The sequence below is a fragment of the Actinoplanes sp. GCM10030250 genome (assembly GCF_042666575.1).
Classification (GTDB): Bacteria; Actinomycetota; Actinomycetes; order Mycobacteriales; family Micromonosporaceae; genus Actinoplanes.
In genome coordinates, this window is the sequence record NZ_JBHTDO010000001.1 from 666566 (window position 1) to 685670 (window position 19105).

Sequence of the window (19105 nt, forward strand, 5' to 3'; positions counted from 1 at the left end):
CGGGGCGGTTCGGGGCTACTTCAGGTAGGTGGTGGTGGCGCCGACCTTGCCGGGGGCCGGGTTGCCGGGCTGGGAGAGGACGTAGGCGCGGAGGTTGCCCTTGTCGTTGAGGGAGACGGTGAGGGATCCGCCGGTCACGGTTCTGGTGTCGCCGGTGACGGCGTCGACGTAGGTGCCGTTGGGTATGCCGGTGAAGGTGGCGCCGCCGGAGACGGTGACCAGGGCGAAGCTGTCGACGCTGCCGGAGGTGTAGCGGCGCTTGTAGGCCATGTTGCCGCTGACGCCGTCGGTCGAATACTGGCCCATCTGCAGTGCGGGCACGGCGCGGCGGATCTGGTTGAGCTTTTGCAGGTGCTTGACCAGGGGCTGGGACAGGGTGGTGGCCACGGTGCCGGAGGCCGAGCCGACCACGCCGTAGTCGCCGGCGGTGACGGTGCCGGCCAGGTGGTTGCCGTAGTAGGCGCGGCCGGTGGTCTCGAGCGGGCAGGACGGGCCGCAGTCGATGCGCTGGCCGGCCTTGAACTCGATCTCCGAGCCGTAGTAAAGGGTCGGGATGCCGCGGAACGTCCACATCAGCGTCATGTTCTCGGCCCAGGCGTCGGTGCCGCCGGAGTAGCGGACCGAGGACTTGTTCGGGCCGTAGTCGTGCGAGTCGACGTAGACGACGTTGTAGGTGGCGTCGTTCACCGAGTCGTCGGAGTCCTTGCCGTTGTGGAAGGCGTTCGGCGCGTCGCCGAAGTTCATGTGCATCCGCATGTCGATGATGTTCATGCCGGAGAACTGGGAGTGGTCCGGTGCGTGGTAGGAGTTGCCGGACAGGAACGCGTTGGTGCTGGTGGGCTGGTTCCCCGTACCCAAATTGTTTTCGTAGTTGAATTGTTCGAGTGCGGCGGCGGTGTCGTCAGCCGAGTAGGTATTCCGTTCCTTCCAGGTGAAGAACTGGGCGGAGTGGTTGACCGAGCCGCGGTTCCACTTGTCGTTCACGAACGCCGCGACCTCGCCGAAGATGTAGAAGTCCTTGGCTTTGGCGGCGCCGTATTTCGCGGTGAGGTGCTGCTGGAGGGCCGGGAGGAAGCGGCGGTTCCAGGTGACCCGCGGGATGTGCACGGCGGTGTCGATCCGGAAACCGTCCACGCCCATGTCGATGTATTTCTGGTACGCGCCGATCAGGTAGTCCTGCACGGCGGTGTTCTCGGTGTTCAGGTCGGCCAGGTCCTCGTGCAGCCAGCAGGAGCGGGCGTCCTCACCCTCCCAGTTGCCGATCCAGCATTGGTGGAAGAGGTTCGAGGAGAACATCTTCGCTGTCGGCGACGGCCATTGGCAGTTGTAGAGCGCATAACCTTCCGGGCTCCGGCCGCCGGTCGGCTGACCGTAGTTGGGGCAGGTGTTGCCGGCCGGCGCGGTGCCGTTCCAGAGGTCGCCGTTGTAGGTCTGGCCCGCGGCGTTCTCCTCCAGCGGGTTGTACTGCTTTCCGGCCACCTTCTCGCTGTAATACCAGCTCCACTGGCTGTCGCGGACGCCGTAGACGGTCGGGGTGAAAAGGTTCTTGGCGCCCCACCGGGAGGTGTGGTTGAAAACCACGTCCTGGTAAATCTTGAGACCTTTGGCATGGGCGGCGTCGATCAGATTCTGGTACGACGCCCCGCCCGATTCCAGCCGAGGGTCCACCTCGTAGAAGTCCCACCCGTGGTAACCGTGATAGTCGTAGTCGGACCGGTTCAGCACCACCGGGGTGATCCAGATGGCGGAGAAGCCGAGCGCCTTGATGTAGTCGATCTTGTCAACCAGGCCCTTGAAGTCACCGCGGAACATCGGGTCGTTGCCGGCCGCGTTGCCCGACTTCACGTGCTGGCTGCCGCCCCGGTTGTTGGCGCTGTCGCCGTCGTAGAAACGTGCGGTCAGCACGAAGTAGATGCTGTCCTTGCGGGGGTCGCCGCCCAGCATCTCGCCCCTCGTCGCCGGAGTCGTCGGCGGCGTGGTCGGCGCAGTGGTGGGTGACGGGCCGGGCGTGGTCGGCGTCGGGGTCGGCGTGACACCGCACGGGTTGCTCGCGTTCGCGGTCACCACACCGGCGTTGACGGTGATCACGCCGGTGCCCAGCGAGTAGTTACGGCCGGAGTTGTTGTCCCAGGTGCCCGAGCCGTTGTTGAAGACGACCTGCAGGCCGGTGGCGGTGCCGAGGTCGATGTCCTTGCGATACCAGCCGGCGCATCCGGCGGCGGTCATCGCCACACCGGGAACGGCGGTCCAGGAGCCGCCGTTCGGCGCGTAGTGGATGTTGATCGTGGACCAGGCGGCGGGTGCCTTGTAGTAGACGGTGGCCTGGTCGGCGGCCCGCGCGGCGCCCGGCGAAGCGGTCATCAGGAGCGGGACGGCACAGAGTGCGGCCAGCACTCTGCGGAGAATGCGAGACACGGGTGGCCTCCAGGGGGACGGCGCTGCAGATGGGGACTGCGGGGGTGTTACGGGGATGGGATGCGGTAGCGAGGAGGAAATCTCGCGTTCACATTGACGGGACCGTAGCAAGTTCTTTCAGGTTCTGGAAGCACATGACGTCTTCTTGCAAAAAGATCCAGCACGCCGAAAAGCCCGTCCGGGGACGGGCTTGCGGAGACTCGGGTGTGGACGGTTAGCGGGAGGCTGCCATCGCCTCGACGCCGGCGATCAGCAGATCCACGTAGAACGTGTAGTAGTGGTCGAGGTCGGGCTCCACCCGGTAGGACGCGGCCAGCTCGATCATCATCGGGAAGCGGTCGGCGGGCATGGCCTCGAGCTGCAGGCGCTTCTGCCGCCGCCATTCCGGTTCCCGGTCGGCGGACATCCCCGGCGGGCAGCCGGGCTGGGCGCTGACCATGCCGATGCAGCCGTTCAGAAGGTACATCGCGACCCAGTAACCCTCTTCGACGGTGAACCCGGCGTCGGTCAGCAGCGCGAGGGTGTCGTTGGTCGCGCGGTTGAAGCTCTCCGTCTGCCCCTTGTCCACCGCGTGCAGCAGGCCGGGCAGGGACGGGTGCTCCTGGAAGACGCGGACCACCGTTTCGATCACCGTACGTAATCTCTTCTGCCAGGGGTCGCCCGCGGTCTGGTCGGCGCGAACGTCCGCCAGTGCGTGGTCGGCGATGCCCAGCAGCAGCTCGTCCTTGTTCTTGAAGTGCCAATAGAGAGCCATCGGGGTGACGCCCAGCTCCTTGGCGAGGCGACGGATGGTGACCGCCTCCAGGCCTTCCTCGTCGGCCAGCCGCAGGGCGCGATCGGCCACCGCCGCCTTGCTCAGTCGTTCACCCGTCACTTGACAACCATACAACGTACAGGTCTGATGTACGGTGTACATGTACGTTGTACATGGACACTGTACATGGACGCTGTATATGAGAGTGCCGTACATGAATGCGCTTCAGGGGGACTGATGGAGAAGAATCGCCGGTGGTGGGCGCTCGTCGCGGTGGCGCTCGGCACCTTCATGACGTATCTGGACAACAACGTCGTCAACGTGGCTCTACCGAGCATTCAGCGGGACCTCGGGCTGAGCATCGCCGGACTCGAGTGGATCACCAGCGCGTACATCCTGGTCTTCGCCGGCCTGCTCCTGGCCGGTGGCCGCATCGCGGACGTGCTCGGCACCCGGATCGCGTTCCTCTCCGGCCTGGCGGTCTTCACCGTGGCGTCGGTCGCCGCCGGCCTGGCCGACAGCCAGAGCCTGCTGATCGGGGCACGCGCGGTACAGGGCATCGGTGCGGCCCTGCTGGCTCCGGCCTCGCTCGCGCTGCTCCAGGAGCTGTTCCCGGACCCGCGGGAGCGCGGCACCGCGATCGGCGTCTGGGGCGGGGTGGGCGCGCTCGCGCTCGCGGTCGGGCCGTTCACCGGCGGCGTGCTGAGCGAGCACGTCTCCTGGGGCTGGATCTTCCTGATCAACCTGCCGATCGGCCTGGCGACGATCGGCCTGACGCTGTTCAGCGTGCCGGCCGGCCATGACGCGGCGAAGCGGGTCGCCGATCGGGCAGCGGGCGTCACCCGCGTCTTGCGACGCCTGGACCCGGCGGGGCTGATCACATCGTCGCTGTCACTCTTCGCTCTGACGTACGCCTTGATCGAGGGCGACGGAGAGGGCTGGACGTCGCCGCTGATCCTCGGATCGTTCGGGGTGGCCGCCGCGGCCGCCATCGCCTTCGTCGTCGTGCAGAGCCGCAACGCCGACTCCATGGTGGATCTGAGGTTCTTCCGCTCGCGGATGTTCACCGGTGGCCTGCTGGCGATGGGCCTGTGGGCGTTCGGCGTCTTCGGGATCTACTTCTACATGGCCATCTACCTGCAGAACGTGCTCGGCTTCTCGCCGACCGGCGCGGGCGCCGCGTTCATCCCGATGGCGATCATCACGGCGGTCGGCGCGGTGCTCGCCCCGCGCCTGGAACTGCGCTTCGGTGTGGCCCGGGTGACGGCGTTCGGCCTGGCCGTGATGGCGGCCGCTATCGCCGGCATCGCACAGTACGGCGAGGGCACCGGTTACGCCGACCTGCTGCCCTGGTTCGCGCTCTACGGCATCGGCGGCGGCCTGCTCATCCCGCTCAGCACCGTGGTGGTCGACGCGCTGCCGCCCGGCCGGGCCGGGATCGCGTCCGGAATGCTCAACGTCTCCCGCGAGGTGTTCGGCCTGCTCGGCGTCACCGTGCTCGGCGCCATCCTGACCAACCGGTCGAACGCCGCGAGCGGCACCGAGATGCACCGGTTCCTCGAGGGCTACCAGTCCTCGCTCGTCGTCGCGGCCGTCCTGGTGGCGGTCGGTGTGCCGGTGAGCCTCTACATGCTGCGCCGGGTGCGGGCCGCGGAGCCGGCGGACGAGGAGCGGGTGCTCGAGGCGGTCTGACCCTACTGTGGTGCGGTGACCGCACCCTCCTGCCCCGTTCGCAGCCGGCTCTACGAGAGCGGGCGGGTGATCGCGGAGGACTTCGACGCCGGTGAGACGGCATCGCTGCTCCGCGATCACCCGGACGCGGTGGTATGGCTCGACCTGCACGACCCCGTCCTGGCCGACCTGGAGGCCGTGGCGATCGATTTCGGGCTGCACCCGCTCGCCGTCGAGGACGCCGTGCACGACCATCAGCGGCCCAAGCTCGATCGATATGCCGATCACCTGTTCCTCAGCCTCTATGCCGTGGAGTTCCGGGGCGGTGAGGTCCGTAAGTGGGAGATCAATGCGTTCATCACGAGGCGGGCGCTGATCACCGTACGGAAGAGTGATTTTGATCTTGAAAAGGTCTTGGCCCGCTGGGACTCGGATGCCGGTCTGGCCGCTCTCGGCGGGGTGAATTACCTGGTGTACGGCTTGCTCGATGTGGTCGTGGACAGCCAGTACGACGCGGCGCGGGCGATCGACGAGGCGATGGACGCGACCGAGGACCAGATGCTCGGTGAGGGTGGAGCGCCCCGCGATGTCCGGCGTTACGCCTTCGCGCTGCGTAGGGCGGCCGCGGCGCTGCGGCGGCCGGTGGCGCCGATGGCCGACGTGGTCGATCAGGTCAATCGGGCCGAGATCGAGCTGATCAATGATCACTTGCGGCCGTATTACCGGGACGTGGAGGACCACGCCCGCCGCGCCCTCGAGGTCATCCAGCACTCCTACGTCCGGATCACCGAACTGCTCGACGCGGACCTCGCCGAGCAGGGCAACGTACTCAACGAGGTCACCCGCAAGCTCGCCGCCTGGGCCGCGATCATCGCCGTGCCGACCGCGCTGACCGGTTACTTCGGGCAGAACCTGCCCTACCCCGGATATGAGACATGGTGGGGCTTTCTGTTCAGCACCGCCCTGATCGTCGTGTGTGCCTGCGGGCTGTACGCCTACCTGAAGCGGCGCGGCTGGCTCTGATTGTGAACCGGTTAAGTAAGCGCCACCGGAACGGGGTCCCCAGCAGGCCGCGGATCGCGTAACCTCGCCCCAAACCGGGGGAGGGGAAATGCTCGCGCTCGTCCTCGGCGCGGTGCGGACTCGGGCCGCGCAGGTGCTGACGATTCTGGTGCTGACCGCGCTCGCGGCAGCCGTCGCCGCGGCCGGCCCGTGGTATGGGTTCGCCGCCGTCGGCGAGGCCGCCACCACGTATCTCGACAGTGCTCCGCCGAGCCAGCGCACGGTCTCCGTGGTGAGCCGGGTCGACCTCGCCGGCGACCCCGAGGGCGAGTTGACCCGGTTCACGAACCAGGTCGTGGACGGGCTGCCGGACGGGCTGGACGACGGCTTCAGCGGCATGGTGCGGCCGATCAGCGTGCGCACCGGGGTGGCCAGCACGAGCATGGGGATGGCGTACCGGGAGGACTTCTGCACCCACGTCCGCCTCACCGGGAGCTGCCCCGCCGCCCGCGGCGAGGTGGCGATCAGTCACGAGGCCGCCCAGCGGCTCGGCGCCGAGCACGGCGACGTCCTGTCCATCCTGACCTCCACGTCGAGCGGGCCGCTCAACCTGCGCGTGGTGGCGCTCTACACGCTCGCCGACCCGGCCGGGTCCTACTGGAGCAACCGGCTGTTCCGGCCCGAGGCCACCCTCGACCCGGCGTTCACCCCGATCGACACGTTCGAGCACCGGGAGCTGCGAACACCGACCATGGCGTACGACGTCGTGCTGCCGGACTCCATGCTGCGCGGCGACGGCGGGTTCGACTTCGTCGCCGAGATCAACGCGGCCGACGTCCGGCTCGGCCAGTCGCAGCTGCGGATGGGCACCCTGGCCCGGCCGCTCCACCTGGCCATCGTGCGCGACCGGGACACCATCCTGACCGGCGTGCTGACCGCCGGCGGTCAGATGCTGATCCTCACCTGGTTCGCCGTCGGGCTGGCCGGCTGGTTCACCCTGCGCGACCGGCGGGCCGACGCCGCCCTGCTCAAGCTGCGCGGGGTCAGCCGGCTCGGGATGCTCCGGCTGGCCTGGGGACAGCACCTGGTGCCCCTTCTGCTCGGCGTGCTCGCCGGCGCCCCGATCGGCTACCTCCTGGCGCGCGGCCTGGCCGGTCCGGTCAGCGTCGCGCCGGACCGCGAATCGGCAATCGTGTTCTGCGCGGTGGCCGTGGCGGCGGTCCTGTTCGGCAGCCTCGCCGTGCTCGCCGCGGTCGAGGCGGCGGTGCTCGGCCGGCCGGTGACCGCCCTGCTCAGCCGATCCGGGTCCACCCGCGGCGCCTGGCGGCCTGCCCTCGTCGACCTGCTCCTGCTGGCCGTCGCCGCGGCCGCGGTCTACCAGGCGCAGACGATCGGCACCGCCGACGGGCTCGGTCCCGCCGCGCCGGCGCTCGTCGCCATGGCCGGCGGCCTGCTCGCGGCCCGCCTGCTGAGCCGGCTGGCCGGCCGGGGCGGCGGCGCCGCCCTGCGAGCCGGGCGGATGCGCACCGCGCTCACCGCCCTGCGGATGTCCCGCTCGCCCGGGATGGACCGGGTGTTCACGCTGGTCGTGGTGGCGGTCGCGCTGTTCGTCACGGCGGCCGGCGGATGGAGCGCGGAAAGCGGGTCCCGCGACGCCCGCAGTGTCGCCGACCTTGGCGCCGAGCGTGTCCTGAGCGTCGAGGCGATCAACCGCACCGCCCTCCTGCATGCGGTCCGCACCGCCGATCCCGGCGGCCGGCAGGCGATGGCCGCGGTCCGCAACCGCGGTGGCCAGCAGGAGGTGCTCGAGGTGGACACCACCCGGCTCTCCGCGGTGGCCAGCTGGCGCCCCGAGTACGGCGCGGCAGCCGCCCTCCCGGATGCCGTGGCCGCGTCCACCCGGCCACCGATACCGCTGGTCACCGGCGACCGCCTCACCCTGCGGGTCCGGCGCGACGGGTCCGCTGTGGCGCTCGGCCTCCGCCTCCAGCACGAGGGCACCGGCCTGCCGGTGACCGTCGGGTTCGGCGCCCTGCCCGCCGGTGAGCACACCGTCACCGTGCCGGTGTCCGGGTGCACCACCGCGCCCGGCTGCCGGATCGTGCGCTGGGAGTTGACCACCGCACCGGACGAGGACGGGCGGGTCGACCCGCCGCCCCCGGATGCCTCGGTCAGCGTGCTGGGGCTCGCCCAGGGCGGGGCGGAGAACGGGATCCTCGACGCCGCCGTGCTCGGCGACATCAGCCGGTGGCGGGCCGACACCAGGGGCGCGGCTCTGGACGTCGTCGCCGCCGACGGGGCGCTGCGGCTTGCCGGCGACCCCAACGCCACCGGGGAGGAGCCGCAGGGTGTCGCCGCGTGGACGTCCGACGCGCTGCCCCTGCCCGCTCTGCTCGCCGGCCCCGCCCCCGAGGAGTGGCTGGACGCCGAGCCGATCCTCGCGGCGTACGGTGAACCGGCACCGCTGCGCGTCCTCGGCACGACGGCCGCGCTGCCCGTCCTCGGACGCAACGGCCTGATGATCGACCTGGACTCGGCCCGGCGGTTCGCCGCCGAGTCCGACCCGGGCGGGGAGTACCAGGTGTGGCTCGCGCCGGACGCCCGGCCGGGGATCGTCGCCGACCTGGCCGCCGCGGGACTGATCGTGACCCGCGACGCGACGGCAGCCGGTTACGCCGACCGGCTCGGTACCCAGGGACCAGCCGTGGTGGTCCGCTTCGCCCTGGTCGCCGGTCTGGCGGCGCTCCTGCTCGCGGCGGCCACGCTCGCCGTCGCCATCACTGTCGACCGCCGCTCGCTCGCCGAGCAGCTCGCGGCGCTGCGCCTGCAGGGCCTGACACATCGGGTCGCGGTCAGCACCGGATACGCGGGAACCGTCGCGCTGGTCCTGGCCGGCCTGGTCACCGGGGTCCTGGCCGGTCTCCTGGCGATCGCGGTCACCGGCCGGACCGTGCCACCCTTCACCGACGGCTGGGCGGTGCTGGCGCCGCCGGCCCCGCTGGATGCCGGCGCGGTCGCCCTCGCGGCGCTCGGCTCGCTGCTCCTGCTCGGCCTGGTCGCCTGGCTGGCGCTGTCGCCGCTGATCCGGGGCCTGCGCGCGGAACGCACCACCGGGGCGAGCGGAGGTAACCGATGATCTCCCTGGTCCTGGCGATGGTCTGGACGAGGCGCGGACAGGCGGTCACCCTCGCCCTGCTGGCCATGCTGGCGGTCTCCTGCGCCGTCGCGGCACCCGCCTACCTGATCGCCGCCGAGCGGGCCACCGCCGACGGCCAGATCGCCACCGCGTCCACGAGCGAGCTGAGCCTGGTGGCCCGCCGCAGCCACGACATCCGCGAGGAACCACCCGGCTCCGGCGGCCCGATCAAGTTCCCGGACGTCGGGCGGGTCCTGCTCAACCTCGACGGGTTCACCTACTACCACTCCGCCGAGGTCTCCACGATCGGCCTCGAGAAGACCAACCTGTACCCCTCCCACCTGGTGTTCCGCCAGGAGATCTGCGCACACGTGCAAATCGTCGCCGGACGCTGCGTGGCCGCCGAGGGCGACGTGCTGCTCGGCGAGAAGACCGCCGAGCGGCTCGGGCTGGCCGCCGGCGACCCGATCGTCATGCGGGCGGCCCGGCAAGACGACACCAGCCAGCCGATCATCTGGTACCCGGACGCTCCGGCCAAGACGTTCACCGTTGCGGGCACCTACCGGCCGATCGACCCCACCGGCGCGTACTGGGGGTTGCACGGATACTTCGTCGCCGGCCCCGACATCGGTGCCGGCGAACCGGTCTTCACCAACGCGGTCACGCTGGACACGATGAGCCGCACGGTCACCGTGATGGCGATCGACGGCGTGGCCCGGCCCGGCACCCTCGACATCGACCGGCTCGACGAACTGCGGGCTGACCTGGCGGAGCTGAACCGTACGGCGAGCCAGATCGAGGGGTCGCTGATCTTCGACAGCGGGATACCCCGGCTGCTGGACCGCATCGACGAGGGGCGTGCCGCGGCCCGCCTGCTGGTGCCGGTCGTCGCCGTACCGCTGGTGCTGCTCGCCTGCTTCACCATCTATCTGACCGTCGGTTACGGCGCTCAGGGCCGGCAGAGCGAGCTCGCCGTCGTCGCGCTGCGCGGTGCCCGCTGGTGGACCCGCTGGTGGCTGGCGACAGGCGAGAGCCTCACCGCGGTCCTGGCCGGTGCCGTCGTCGGCTGCCTGACCGGGCAGCTGCTGGTCAACGTGGTGACCGCTGTCCTGTTCCCCGGCGTCGGTGCCGACCCGGCCTTCACCAGCCTCGAGTACGCGCCGGTGGCCGCCATCGCCGCCCTGGTCGCCGCGGTGGTGGCGCAGCGCCGGCAGTTGGTGAGCCCGGTCGCCGGCCTGCTGCGGCGGGCACCCGCGGCGGACCGTCGCCGGCTAGCGGCCACCGAAGCGGTGGTGGCCGTCCTCGCCGTGGTCGCCGGAGTCCAGTTCGCCCTCTCCGACGGGGAACTCACCGGCATCGGGCTGTTCGCGCCGGCGCTGCTCATCCTGGCCCTCGCCCTGCTCACCGCCCGGGCACTGCTCCCCCTCGTCAACACCTATGCCGGCCGGGCACTGCGCCGGGGCCGGCTCGGTGTCGCGCTGGCCGGCATGCAGCTCTCCCGCCGTCCCGGTGCCGGCCAGCTCTTCGCCCTGCTGGTCGCCGCCGCCGCGGTCGCCGGATATTCGGCGAGCGCGGTGGACACCGCGGCCGGTGGCCGGGGCGTCCAGGCGCACCTGGGCACCGGGGCCGACCGGGTCCTCACCGTCGAGTCGACCACCCGGCAGCGGCTGCTCGACGTGGTCCGGGCCGTCGACCCGCAGAAGGCGTTCGCGATGGCGGTCGTGACGCTCCCGGGCGGCGGGACCAGCACGGTGCCGGGGCTCGCCGTGGACACCGAACGCCTGGCGGCGGTCGCCGCCTGGCCGGCCGGGGCGCCCGCACCGGCCGAGGTGAACCGGCTCCTGCACCCACCGGCCCCCGAGCCGGTCAAGTTCGCCGGCGAGGAGATCTCCGTCGAGGCGGACAGCTCCGCCCGCAGCCTGCGGCTCGCAGTGTCGCTGACGTCGACGTCGGGGCTCGGCAACGCCATCGTGGAACTCGGTGACCTGCGGCAGGGCGTCCACACGTACCGCGAGGACGTGCCGATGTGCGAGCGTGGCTGCCGGCTCAACGGGATTCGGATCTCGGGGGCGGGCACGGCGGCCGACATCACCGGCCGGGTGGTGATCCGCGAGCTGAACACGGCGGCGCCGGCTCCGCTGACCGACCCGGCGCGGTGGCGCGGGTCCGAGCAGGTGCGGCTGTCGGCGGCGGCGGAGGGACTCCAGGCCGACGTCACGGTGTCCGCCAGCGTGGCGGAGTCCGGCTGGATCCAGCCGGTCACGTCGCCCGTCCCGGTGCCGATGGCGTGGGCGGGAAAGGTGCCGCTGGACGGGGCCATCAACGGTCTGAGCTTCGACTCGGTGCCGGCCGCCGCCGCCGCGGAAATGCCGGCGATTCCCGGACTGGGACGCCAGTCGATCATGATCGACCTGGAGTACGCGGACCTGCTCGCCGTCGACGTCAAACAGGTGTCGGAACCGCAGGTGTGGCTCAGCGCGGCGGCGCCGGCCGATGCTGTGGAGCGGCTTCAGGCGCAGGGGCTGCGGGTCGTGTCGGACGTGTCGGCGGCCCAGGTGCGGGAAAATCTCGACCGGCAGGGGCCGGCTGTCGCGCTCTGGTTCTATCTGCTCAGCGCGGGGCTGGCGGTGCTGCTCGGGGCGGGTGCGCTGGCGTTGACGGTCGCTGTGGATCGGGTACGGCGTACCGAGGATCTGACAGCGCTGCGTAACCAGGGTCTGCGGTCGCGGCCGGCCGGGCAGGCGACGCTGTGGACATATCCGGTGCTGGTGGCGATCGCTACGGTGGTCGGGCTGCTGGTGGCGATGGCAGTCTGGTGGATGACGGGGTGGGCGCTGCCGCTGGCGGGGCTGGCTCCGCCCGATCTGCCGCTGCCCGTGTGGCCGCGGGTGAGTGTGGTGTGTGCGGCGGGGGGTGTGGTTCTTGCTGTGCAGCTCTTCGTGGCTGTGCTGGGGGGTCGTGATCTGCGCCGCCGGGTGGAGAGCCGCCGCGTCCCGAACGGCAGCGATCCGAACGGCCGGGCGTCAAACGGCCGGGCGTCAAACGGCCGGGGTTCGGATGGGCGGGGCTCGGATGATCGGGGCTTGAACGGTCGGGGCTCGGATGGCCGTTCGGGTGGCAACGGTCGGGTCGGGCAGAGCCTGGGCGGAGACGGCCGGGGCGGCGGCGGCCGGGGCGGCGGCGGCCGGGATGCGCATGATCGGGTCGAGGACCGGGGGACGGGGACCGATGAGCGTTGAAGGGAGAGCGATGGTGACGCTTACGGTCGAGGCGGCTGAGCTTGCCTACGGTGACGATGCGCCCGTGCTGAGCGGAATCACCGTGAACGCCCGGCCGGGGGAGGTGCTGGCCGTCACCGGCACTTCGGGAGCGGGCAAGACCACTCTGCTCAACGCGATGGCGGGGCTGCTACCCGCGCGTGCCGGCAAGATCGCGGTGGACGGCGCCCCGCTCTCCGGACGGGATCACGCGGTATCTCTCGGTGTGGTGCTGATACCGCAGGACAACGGGCTGGCAGCGATCCTCACGGCTGCCGAAAACGTGGCAGTGGCCGTGATCGCGACCGGTGGCTCACCCGCGGACGCCCGTCGCCGGACCGCGGAGTCGCTGGACGCGCTCGGCCTCTCCGGCCAAGCGAACCAGCTGATCGACGAACTCTCCGGCGGCCAGCAGCAGCGGACGGCTCTGGCACGGGGGCTGGCCCTGCACGGCGACGTAGTACTCGCCGACGAGGTAACCAGTGAACTCGACGCCGCCAACCGCCAGCGCGTGCTCGACCTGCTCCGCGCGGAGGCAGCCCGAGGCGCGGCGGTCGTCTTCGCCACCCACGACCCGGAAGCAGCCGCCGCCTGCGACCGCGAACTCCACCTCGCCGACGGCCAAGCCACCTGGCCCCGCCCCTAACCCCACCCGGCGATCAGCCCGCAACCAGACGAGCGGACGCGGCGGGGCCGGACGGGACGCGGCGGAGCGGGACGGGACGCGGCGGAGCAACTGCACACGCTGCGGGGGTGGGTAGCCGCACACGGAAGCGTCAACGTGTGCGGCTGGGACTCCGGGGACGTGGGGTTTGGGCGCTGAGGCGCGACCCAAGTCTTCGCGCCGGATGCGCGCGTTGCGGCCCTGAACCGGCAGCTGGATCGCGCCGAATCCCGTGAACGGACGAAATATGGCGGAACGGCGTCCGACCGTACCCTCAAAGGGTTATCCCGGCGCCCTCAATCCAAAGCGTGACCAAGGGTGGCAAGAACCAGCGTTCTCACCCTCAACAAGAACCAGCGTTCTCACCCTCAACAAGAACCAGCGTTCTCACCTCAAAGGGCTCGGCGGAAGCCTCAAAGGGGTGTTTCGGCGCCGCCCGGGACTAGCGTGACTTCGCCGTCGACGTGCTGGACGGTGAACAGGGTGCCCGGTGGATACGACCCCAGCACCTCTGGCGGCAGCTGGACCGTTCCGTCGCCGGCGACCACGGCGAAGTCCTGGCCGTCGCGGCCCTCGGCGCCGACGCGGCCGTCGCGGATGGTGACGGCGCGGCCGAGGCGGGCGCCGACGTCGTTGTCGTGGGTGACGACCACGATCGTGGTGTGGCGTTCGGAGTTCACCGTTTCGAGTGCGTCGAGGACCTCGTCGCGGCCCGCGGTGTCCAGGCGGCTGGTCGGCTCGTCGACGAGCAGAAGGCCTGGACCTGCGGCGATGCCCACCGCGAGGGCCGCTCGCTGGCGGCCGCCGGGGGTGAGGTCGGCGAGTTTGCGGCGGCCCTGGCCGGGGAGGCCGACGAGGTCGAGGATGCGGTCGGGGTCGTCGAGTTTGATGCCGCGGGTGTGTGCGGCGCGGCGCTGGGCCAGCCAGATGTTGCGGTGCAGTGACGCGTAGGGCAGCAGGTTGCGGGCGGCGCCCTGGAGGACGACGCCGATCTCGGTGCCGCGGAGCCGGGAGATCTCGCCGTCGGAGAGCTTGCCCATGTCGTAGGTGCCGACGTTGATCCGGCCCGCGGAGGGCCGCATCAGGCCCGCGAGCAGGGCGATCAGGGTTGATTTGCCCGAGCCGGAGGGGCCGACGAGGGCGAGGGTCTCGCCGGGGGCGATGGACAGGTCGACGCCGGCGAGGGCGACCACGTCACCGGCCTCGGCGCGGTAGATGTGGACGACTCGGCGGCACGCCACGGCAAGCCCGTTCATGTCTGACAAGCTAGCGAAGCCTGGACCGTCCTGACGACCCCACGAGGCGGCATTCTAGGGTGGTGCCCGTGCGTGACATCGCCGTTTTCACTGGATCTGCCCATCCCGAGCTGGCCGCCGAGATCTGCGAGCACCTCGCGGTGCCGCTGATGCCCACCCGAATCTCCCGGTTCGCCAACGACTGCATCGAGGTGCAGCTGCAGGGGAACTGCCGGGGGCGGGACGTGTTCGTGATCCAGCCGCTGGTCCCTCCGACCCAGGAGAATCTCGCCGAGCTGCTCTTCATGCTGAACGCCGCCAGGGGCGCGTCGGCCGGCCGGATCACCGTGGTTCTGCCGCACTACGCCTATGCCCGCTCCGACAAGAAGGACGCCCCGCGCATCTCGATCGGCGGCCGCCTGGTGGCTGATCTACTGACGACCGCCGGCGCCGACCGGGTGCTGGCGATGACGCTGCACTCGCCGCAGGTGCACGGGTTCTTCAACATCCCCGTCGACCATCTGCACGCGCTGCGCGAGCTGGCCCACCACTTCCGCGGCTACGACCTGAGCAACACCGTGGTGGTCTCACCCGACCTGGGCAACGCCAAGGAGGCGGCGGCGTTCGCCCGGCTGCTCGGCGTCGAGGTGGCCGCCGGTGCCAAGCAGCGGTTCGCCGACGACAAGGTGGTGATCAGCTCGGTGATCGGTGAGGTCGCCGACCGGGACGTGATCGTGCTGGACGACGAGATCGCCAAGGGCAGCACGGTCTTCGAGCTGCTGGCCCGGCTGCGGGAGCGCAACGTGCGCAGCGTCCGGGTCGCCTGTACGCACGGCCTGTTCAGCAACGACGCGGTGCAGCGGCTCTCCGCGGAGAAGGAGATCGAGGAGATCGTCTGCACGAACACGGTGCCGATTCCGCTGGACAAGCGCACCGACAAGCTGACCATCCTGTCGGTCGCCAAGCCGCTCGCGGAGGCGATGCGCCGGATCCACAACGGCGAGTCGGTCAGTGCCCTTTTCTCCTGAAAAAAGAAACTTCTGAGAAAAGTCGATTCCGACCTCATGAGCCTCACCAAACGCGAATCATGTGCGCATGGGTGTCATGGCTTACCCCCTCCGGTACGCGCTCGCCGACCTGGCCCTCGCACTCAGCCGCGCGTCGGCTGAGCCCGCTGAGGTACGTTCCACGGCCGCCCGCGTCGCCGCCGACATGATCGGTGACGGCGCGGGCGTGCAACTTCTCCGCGACGACGGACGGTACGAGCACATCTCGTACCACCATCTCGACAACGAACAGTCCGCCCCGCTGGCCCGGGCACTGGACCGGGCCGGAAAGTCCCCGGACGACGAGTACTCGACCACGCTCGCGGCCAGCCGCCGGCCGATAGTGCTGGCTGCTGACACGGCCGCCGGTCTGGGTGCCCCGGAGCTGAGCATCACCGCCGCCGTCCTGTGCCCGGTGATCGTCGACAACACGTTCTCGGGCTATCTGATCCTGACCCGGCACACCCCGGACGCGTTCTACTCGACTCCCGAGGTGGAACTGGCCCGGGACATCGCCGGTGAGGTGTCGCTCGCCGTCGCGTCGGCCCGCGCGCAGGAGCGTCTGCGTGCCTCCGAGGAGCGGTACCGGCGTGTGCTGGAGACCATCCCCGAGGGTGTGCTCCAGCTCGACCCCGAGGGTGTCGCCACCTACGCGAACGAGCCGATCGGCGTGGTGCTGGGCATGCCCCGGGCCGAGCTGATCGGGGTGTCGCTGCGCGGCTTCCTCGACAACGTGGGGCAGAAGGAGCTGGACCGGCGGATCGCCGAGTGCCAGACGGGCCGGTCCACTGTCGGTGCCACCCGGCTGATGCGGGCGGACGGGTCGCGGCGCAGCGTGCGGATCAGCATGATGCCGGTACGCGACGACAACAGCGAGTTCGGCGGCGTGCTCTGCATGATCACCGACACGACCGATCACATCGACGCCCGCGGCCTCAAGCGGCAGCTCGACCACTTGCGCCGGCTGGACAGCCTGGGCCAGCTGATCGGCGGCCTGTCGCACGACTTCAACAACCTGATGACGGTGGTGGCCGGCTCCGCCGACATGATCCTGGGCAGCTCCGAGGAGGGCTCGCCGCACGAGCAGCTCGCCAAGGACATCCTGGACGCGGTGGGGATGGGCCGTACGCTCACCCACCAGCTGCTGGCGTTCGGCCGCAGCGAGGGCAACCGCCCCGAGGTGATCCCGATCCCGGACCTGCTCACCGACGTGCAGACGCTGTTCAGCCGTACGCTCGGCGAGCACATCGGCCTCGACCTGACGTTCGGCGCGGACATCTGGCCGGTCAAGGCCGAGCGGGGCCCGCTGGAGCAGGCGCTCGTCAACCTCGCGGCGAACGCCCGGGACGCGATGCTGCACGGCGGCATGGTCCGGGTCGCCGCCACCAACGAGGTGGTCGCGCCCGGCCAGCTCGCCGAGGGCGCTCCCACCGGCAAGCTGGTGCACCTGGTGGTCACCGACACCGGCGCGGGTATGGACGACGAGACCCGCCGCCGGGCCCTGGAGCCGTTCTTCACCACCCGGCCCACCGCCGCCGGCCTCGGCCTGGCCACCACGGCGGGCATCGTGCAGAACCTGGGCGGGTTCATCGAGCTGGAGTCGCAGCCGCGCCTCGGTACGACCGTGCACATCTACCTGCCCGCCGCCGAACAGCAGAAGTCGCCGTCCGGTGATCGCAGGGAGAAGGGGGCGGTGATCGGCCGGGTCCTGATCGTCGAGGACCAGCCGGACGTGGCCCAGTTGGTCCAGCGGCTGATCGCGCCCGCCGGGTACGAGATCACCGTGGCGACCGACGCGCTGACGGCGGTCACCGAGGTGGCCTCGGGTGCGCGGCCGGACCTGCTGATCACCGACGTGGTGATGCCGACGATGACCGGGCCGGAGCTGGCCGGCGCGTTGCGTATCCACCAGCCGGACCTGCCGGTGCTGTTCATGTCCGGCTACACGGCGGCGTCGCTCGGGCCGCAGCTGCATCTGGACGAGAACAGCATGCTGCTGGAGAAGCCGTTCACGCGGTCCACGCTGCTGGGCGCCATCCGGTCCCTGTGCGGCCCGCAGCCGGTGAACGGCGGTTCGCAACTCCCGAACGGCGGTTCGCAACTCCCGAACGACGGGAGCCGAACGCGGTGACGGGGAGGGGCTGACTCGTACCGGAGGGTGCGAACTCGGGCGCCGAAGCTTGCCAGTTGATACGGACAAACCGCAGTATTCCGGGGCATTGCCGTCATCGGAAGGACCGCGGAGTGACCCAGGATCCCACGGATAGCGGCTCGGATGCGCAACTGGCCGGGCGGTGTGTCGGGAATTCGTACCTTTTGGTCAGGCCAATAGGGCAGGGCGCCACCGGCACCGTCTGGCGAGGTGAGGACCGCGCCAGCGGAAAGCCGGTGGCGATCAAGCTGCTGCACGAGAGCCTGCTGCGGCAGCCACGGCTGGTCACCCGCTTCGTTCAGGAGCGAACCATCCTGCTCATGCTGCGGCACCGGCACGTGGTGCGGGTGCGCGACCTGTTCAGCGTGGGGGAGACCCTCGGCCTGGTGATGGACCTGGTGGACGGCGGCAGCCTCCGCGACCACCTCAACCGGCACGGTACGGTGCCGCCCGCCGAGGCCGTCCGGCTCGCCGGGCAGGTGGCGGCCGCGCTGGCCGAGGCGCACGAACTGGGCATCATCCACCGCGACCTCAAGCCCGACAACATCCTGCTCTGCAATGAGAACGGCGTACTGCAGACGCGGCTGACCGACTTCGGCATCGCGCGGATCCTCAACCTGCCGAGCATGACCACACCCAACGCGGTCGTCGGCACCCCGCACTACATGGCGCCCGAGGCGTTCCACGGCGTCACACCGAGTCCGGCCACCGACGTGTACGCACTCGGTGTGCTCCTGTACGAGCTGGTCTCGGGCCGTCCGCCGTACCGCAGCGACGCCATCGAAGAGCTCATGCGCATGCACGCCGACGGCGACCCGAAACGCCGCCCCGGCATCCCCGACCCGCTCTGGCGGATCATCATGCTGTGCCTGGCCGGCAAGCCGCGCCTGCGCCCCAGCGCCGCCGAACTCGTCGCCGACCTGCGCGGACTCGCCGATCTCCTGGCCGGCGTTCCGGCGCTGGAGGCACCATCCGCCTTTATCGCCCCGATCTCCCACGTCCCCGCGCCGCGCTCGTCGCAGTCCCGTCGCTCCGCGCCGCGCCGCCGGCCCCGCAACGACGCGCCGCCCAACCGCTGGGTCCGTCCCGGTGCGACGGCCGCCCTGGTCGCGGGCACCATCCTGGCTTCCGGCATCGCGACCACGGCCTGGCATCTGGGCCGCTCCGGTGGTTCCGGCAGCGAGTCACCCACGGTGATCGTCGCCCCGAGCGCGCCGCTGGTCACCGTGAGCGCGCCGCCGCGGCGCACCACCAGGCAGCCGCAGAGCACCCGGCCCGCGAAAAATGGCAAGACCGCGAGGGGCGTCGCGCTTCCGGCGTCCAAGCCCCATGCAGCCGTACGGGCTGAACCGCGCGCCTCCACCCGCAAAGCCACGTCGTCTCCGGTGCCGGAGCGCAAGCCCAACGGGCCGTGGCAGTGTGCCCAGGGCTTCGTCTTCGACCTTCCGTCCCGAACGCCGCTGGGACCGCGCCCGTGCCACTCGGTGGGACGGGACGTCCAGTTCCAGGCCTCCCTGACAGCGCCGGCCGGCGGCCGCGGGCGGATCGAGGTGCTGCTCCAGGACGCCGGCACGGGCCGGGTCGTGGCGGGACCGACAGCGTGCGCCGACCTGACGTTCACGAAGGAGTCGTTCACGAAGGAGTGCGGGCCGGTGGGAGTCTCACCTCAGCGCGGGCGCATGTACGCCGTCGTGATGTCCTACCGCTACGTCCGCAACGGCCACACCGCCGCCAGCACCACCCGAGGCAACCCCTTCACCTGGTAGTCCCAGG

Annotated in this window: 11 protein-coding genes; 8 read left to right on the forward strand and 3 right to left on the reverse strand. The window is 70.7% G+C overall.

The window, feature by feature from the left end:
* Positions 1-15: 15 nt before the first annotated feature.
* Together ACFQV6_RS02960 and ACFQV6_RS02965 are read right to left on the reverse strand one after the other, a co-directional pair.
* The gene (locus ACFQV6_RS02960; RefSeq protein WP_378025702.1) at positions 16-2415 is read right to left on the reverse strand and encodes an alpha-amylase family glycosyl hydrolase; all 2400 of its coding nucleotides are present in this window, start codon (positions 2413-2415) and stop codon (positions 16-18) included.
* A 214-nt stretch (positions 2416-2629) separates the two neighbouring features.
* Complete coding sequence (locus ACFQV6_RS02965) at positions 2630-3289, reverse strand: TetR/AcrR family transcriptional regulator (protein ID WP_378025703.1); 660 nt, start codon at positions 3287-3289, stop codon at positions 2630-2632.
* A gap of 117 nt (positions 3290-3406) precedes the next feature.
* On the opposite strand from ACFQV6_RS02965, the gene ACFQV6_RS02970 reads away from it, so the two are divergent.
* The 5 genes from ACFQV6_RS02970 to ACFQV6_RS02990 all read left to right on the forward strand — a co-directional run bounded on the left by ACFQV6_RS02970 (position 3407) and on the right by ACFQV6_RS02990 (position 12881).
* The gene (locus tag ACFQV6_RS02970; RefSeq protein WP_378025704.1) at positions 3407-4861 is read left to right on the forward strand and encodes an MFS transporter; all 1455 of its coding nucleotides are present in this window, start codon (positions 3407-3409) and stop codon (positions 4859-4861) included.
* A gap of 15 nt (positions 4862-4876) precedes the next feature.
* A complete protein-coding gene (locus ACFQV6_RS02975; RefSeq protein WP_378025705.1) occupies positions 4877-5863 on the forward strand; it encodes a magnesium transporter CorA family protein in 987 nt (328 codons plus the stop codon).
* Between the two features lie 88 nt (positions 5864-5951).
* Complete coding sequence (locus ACFQV6_RS02980) at positions 5952-8978, forward strand: FtsX-like permease family protein (RefSeq protein WP_378025706.1); 3027 nt, start codon at positions 5952-5954, stop codon at positions 8976-8978.
* Entirely contained in the window at positions 8975-12217 is a 3243-nt protein-coding gene (locus tag ACFQV6_RS02985; protein WP_378025707.1) for an FtsX-like permease family protein, read from the forward strand. The genes ACFQV6_RS02980 and ACFQV6_RS02985 overlap by 4 nt, the downstream gene beginning before the upstream one ends.
* A gap of 10 nt (positions 12218-12227) precedes the next feature.
* Positions 12228-12881 (forward strand): ABC transporter ATP-binding protein, encoded by a 654-nt coding sequence (locus ACFQV6_RS02990; protein WP_378025708.1) that lies wholly within the window; start codon positions 12228-12230, stop codon positions 12879-12881.
* Positions 12882-13312: 431 nt separating this feature from the next.
* Here the strand turns inward: ACFQV6_RS02990 and ACFQV6_RS02995 are convergent, their stop codons facing one another.
* Positions 13313-14155, reverse strand: coding sequence for an ABC transporter ATP-binding protein (locus ACFQV6_RS02995; protein ID WP_378025709.1), 843 nt, complete (start codon positions 14153-14155; stop codon positions 13313-13315).
* 68 nt (positions 14156-14223) lie between these two features.
* Between ACFQV6_RS02995 and ACFQV6_RS03000 the strand changes: the two genes are divergently transcribed.
* The 3 genes from ACFQV6_RS03000 to ACFQV6_RS03010 all read left to right on the forward strand — a co-directional run bounded on the left by ACFQV6_RS03000 (position 14224) and on the right by ACFQV6_RS03010 (position 19098).
* Positions 14224-15162 carry a ribose-phosphate diphosphokinase gene (locus ACFQV6_RS03000; RefSeq protein ID WP_378025710.1) on the forward strand — a complete coding sequence of 313 codons (939 nt, stop codon included), beginning with the start codon at positions 14224-14226 and terminating at the stop codon, positions 15160-15162.
* Positions 15163-15229: 67 nt separating this feature from the next.
* Positions 15230-17311 (forward strand): response regulator, encoded by a 2082-nt coding sequence (locus ACFQV6_RS03005; RefSeq protein WP_378025711.1) that lies wholly within the window; start codon positions 15230-15232, stop codon positions 17309-17311.
* A 113-nt stretch (positions 17312-17424) separates the two neighbouring features.
* On the forward strand, positions 17425-19098 hold the full coding sequence (locus tag ACFQV6_RS03010) for a serine/threonine-protein kinase (protein ID WP_378025712.1): 1674 nt from the start codon (positions 17425-17427) through the stop codon (positions 19096-19098).
* The last annotated feature ends 7 nt before the right edge of the window (positions 19099-19105 follow it).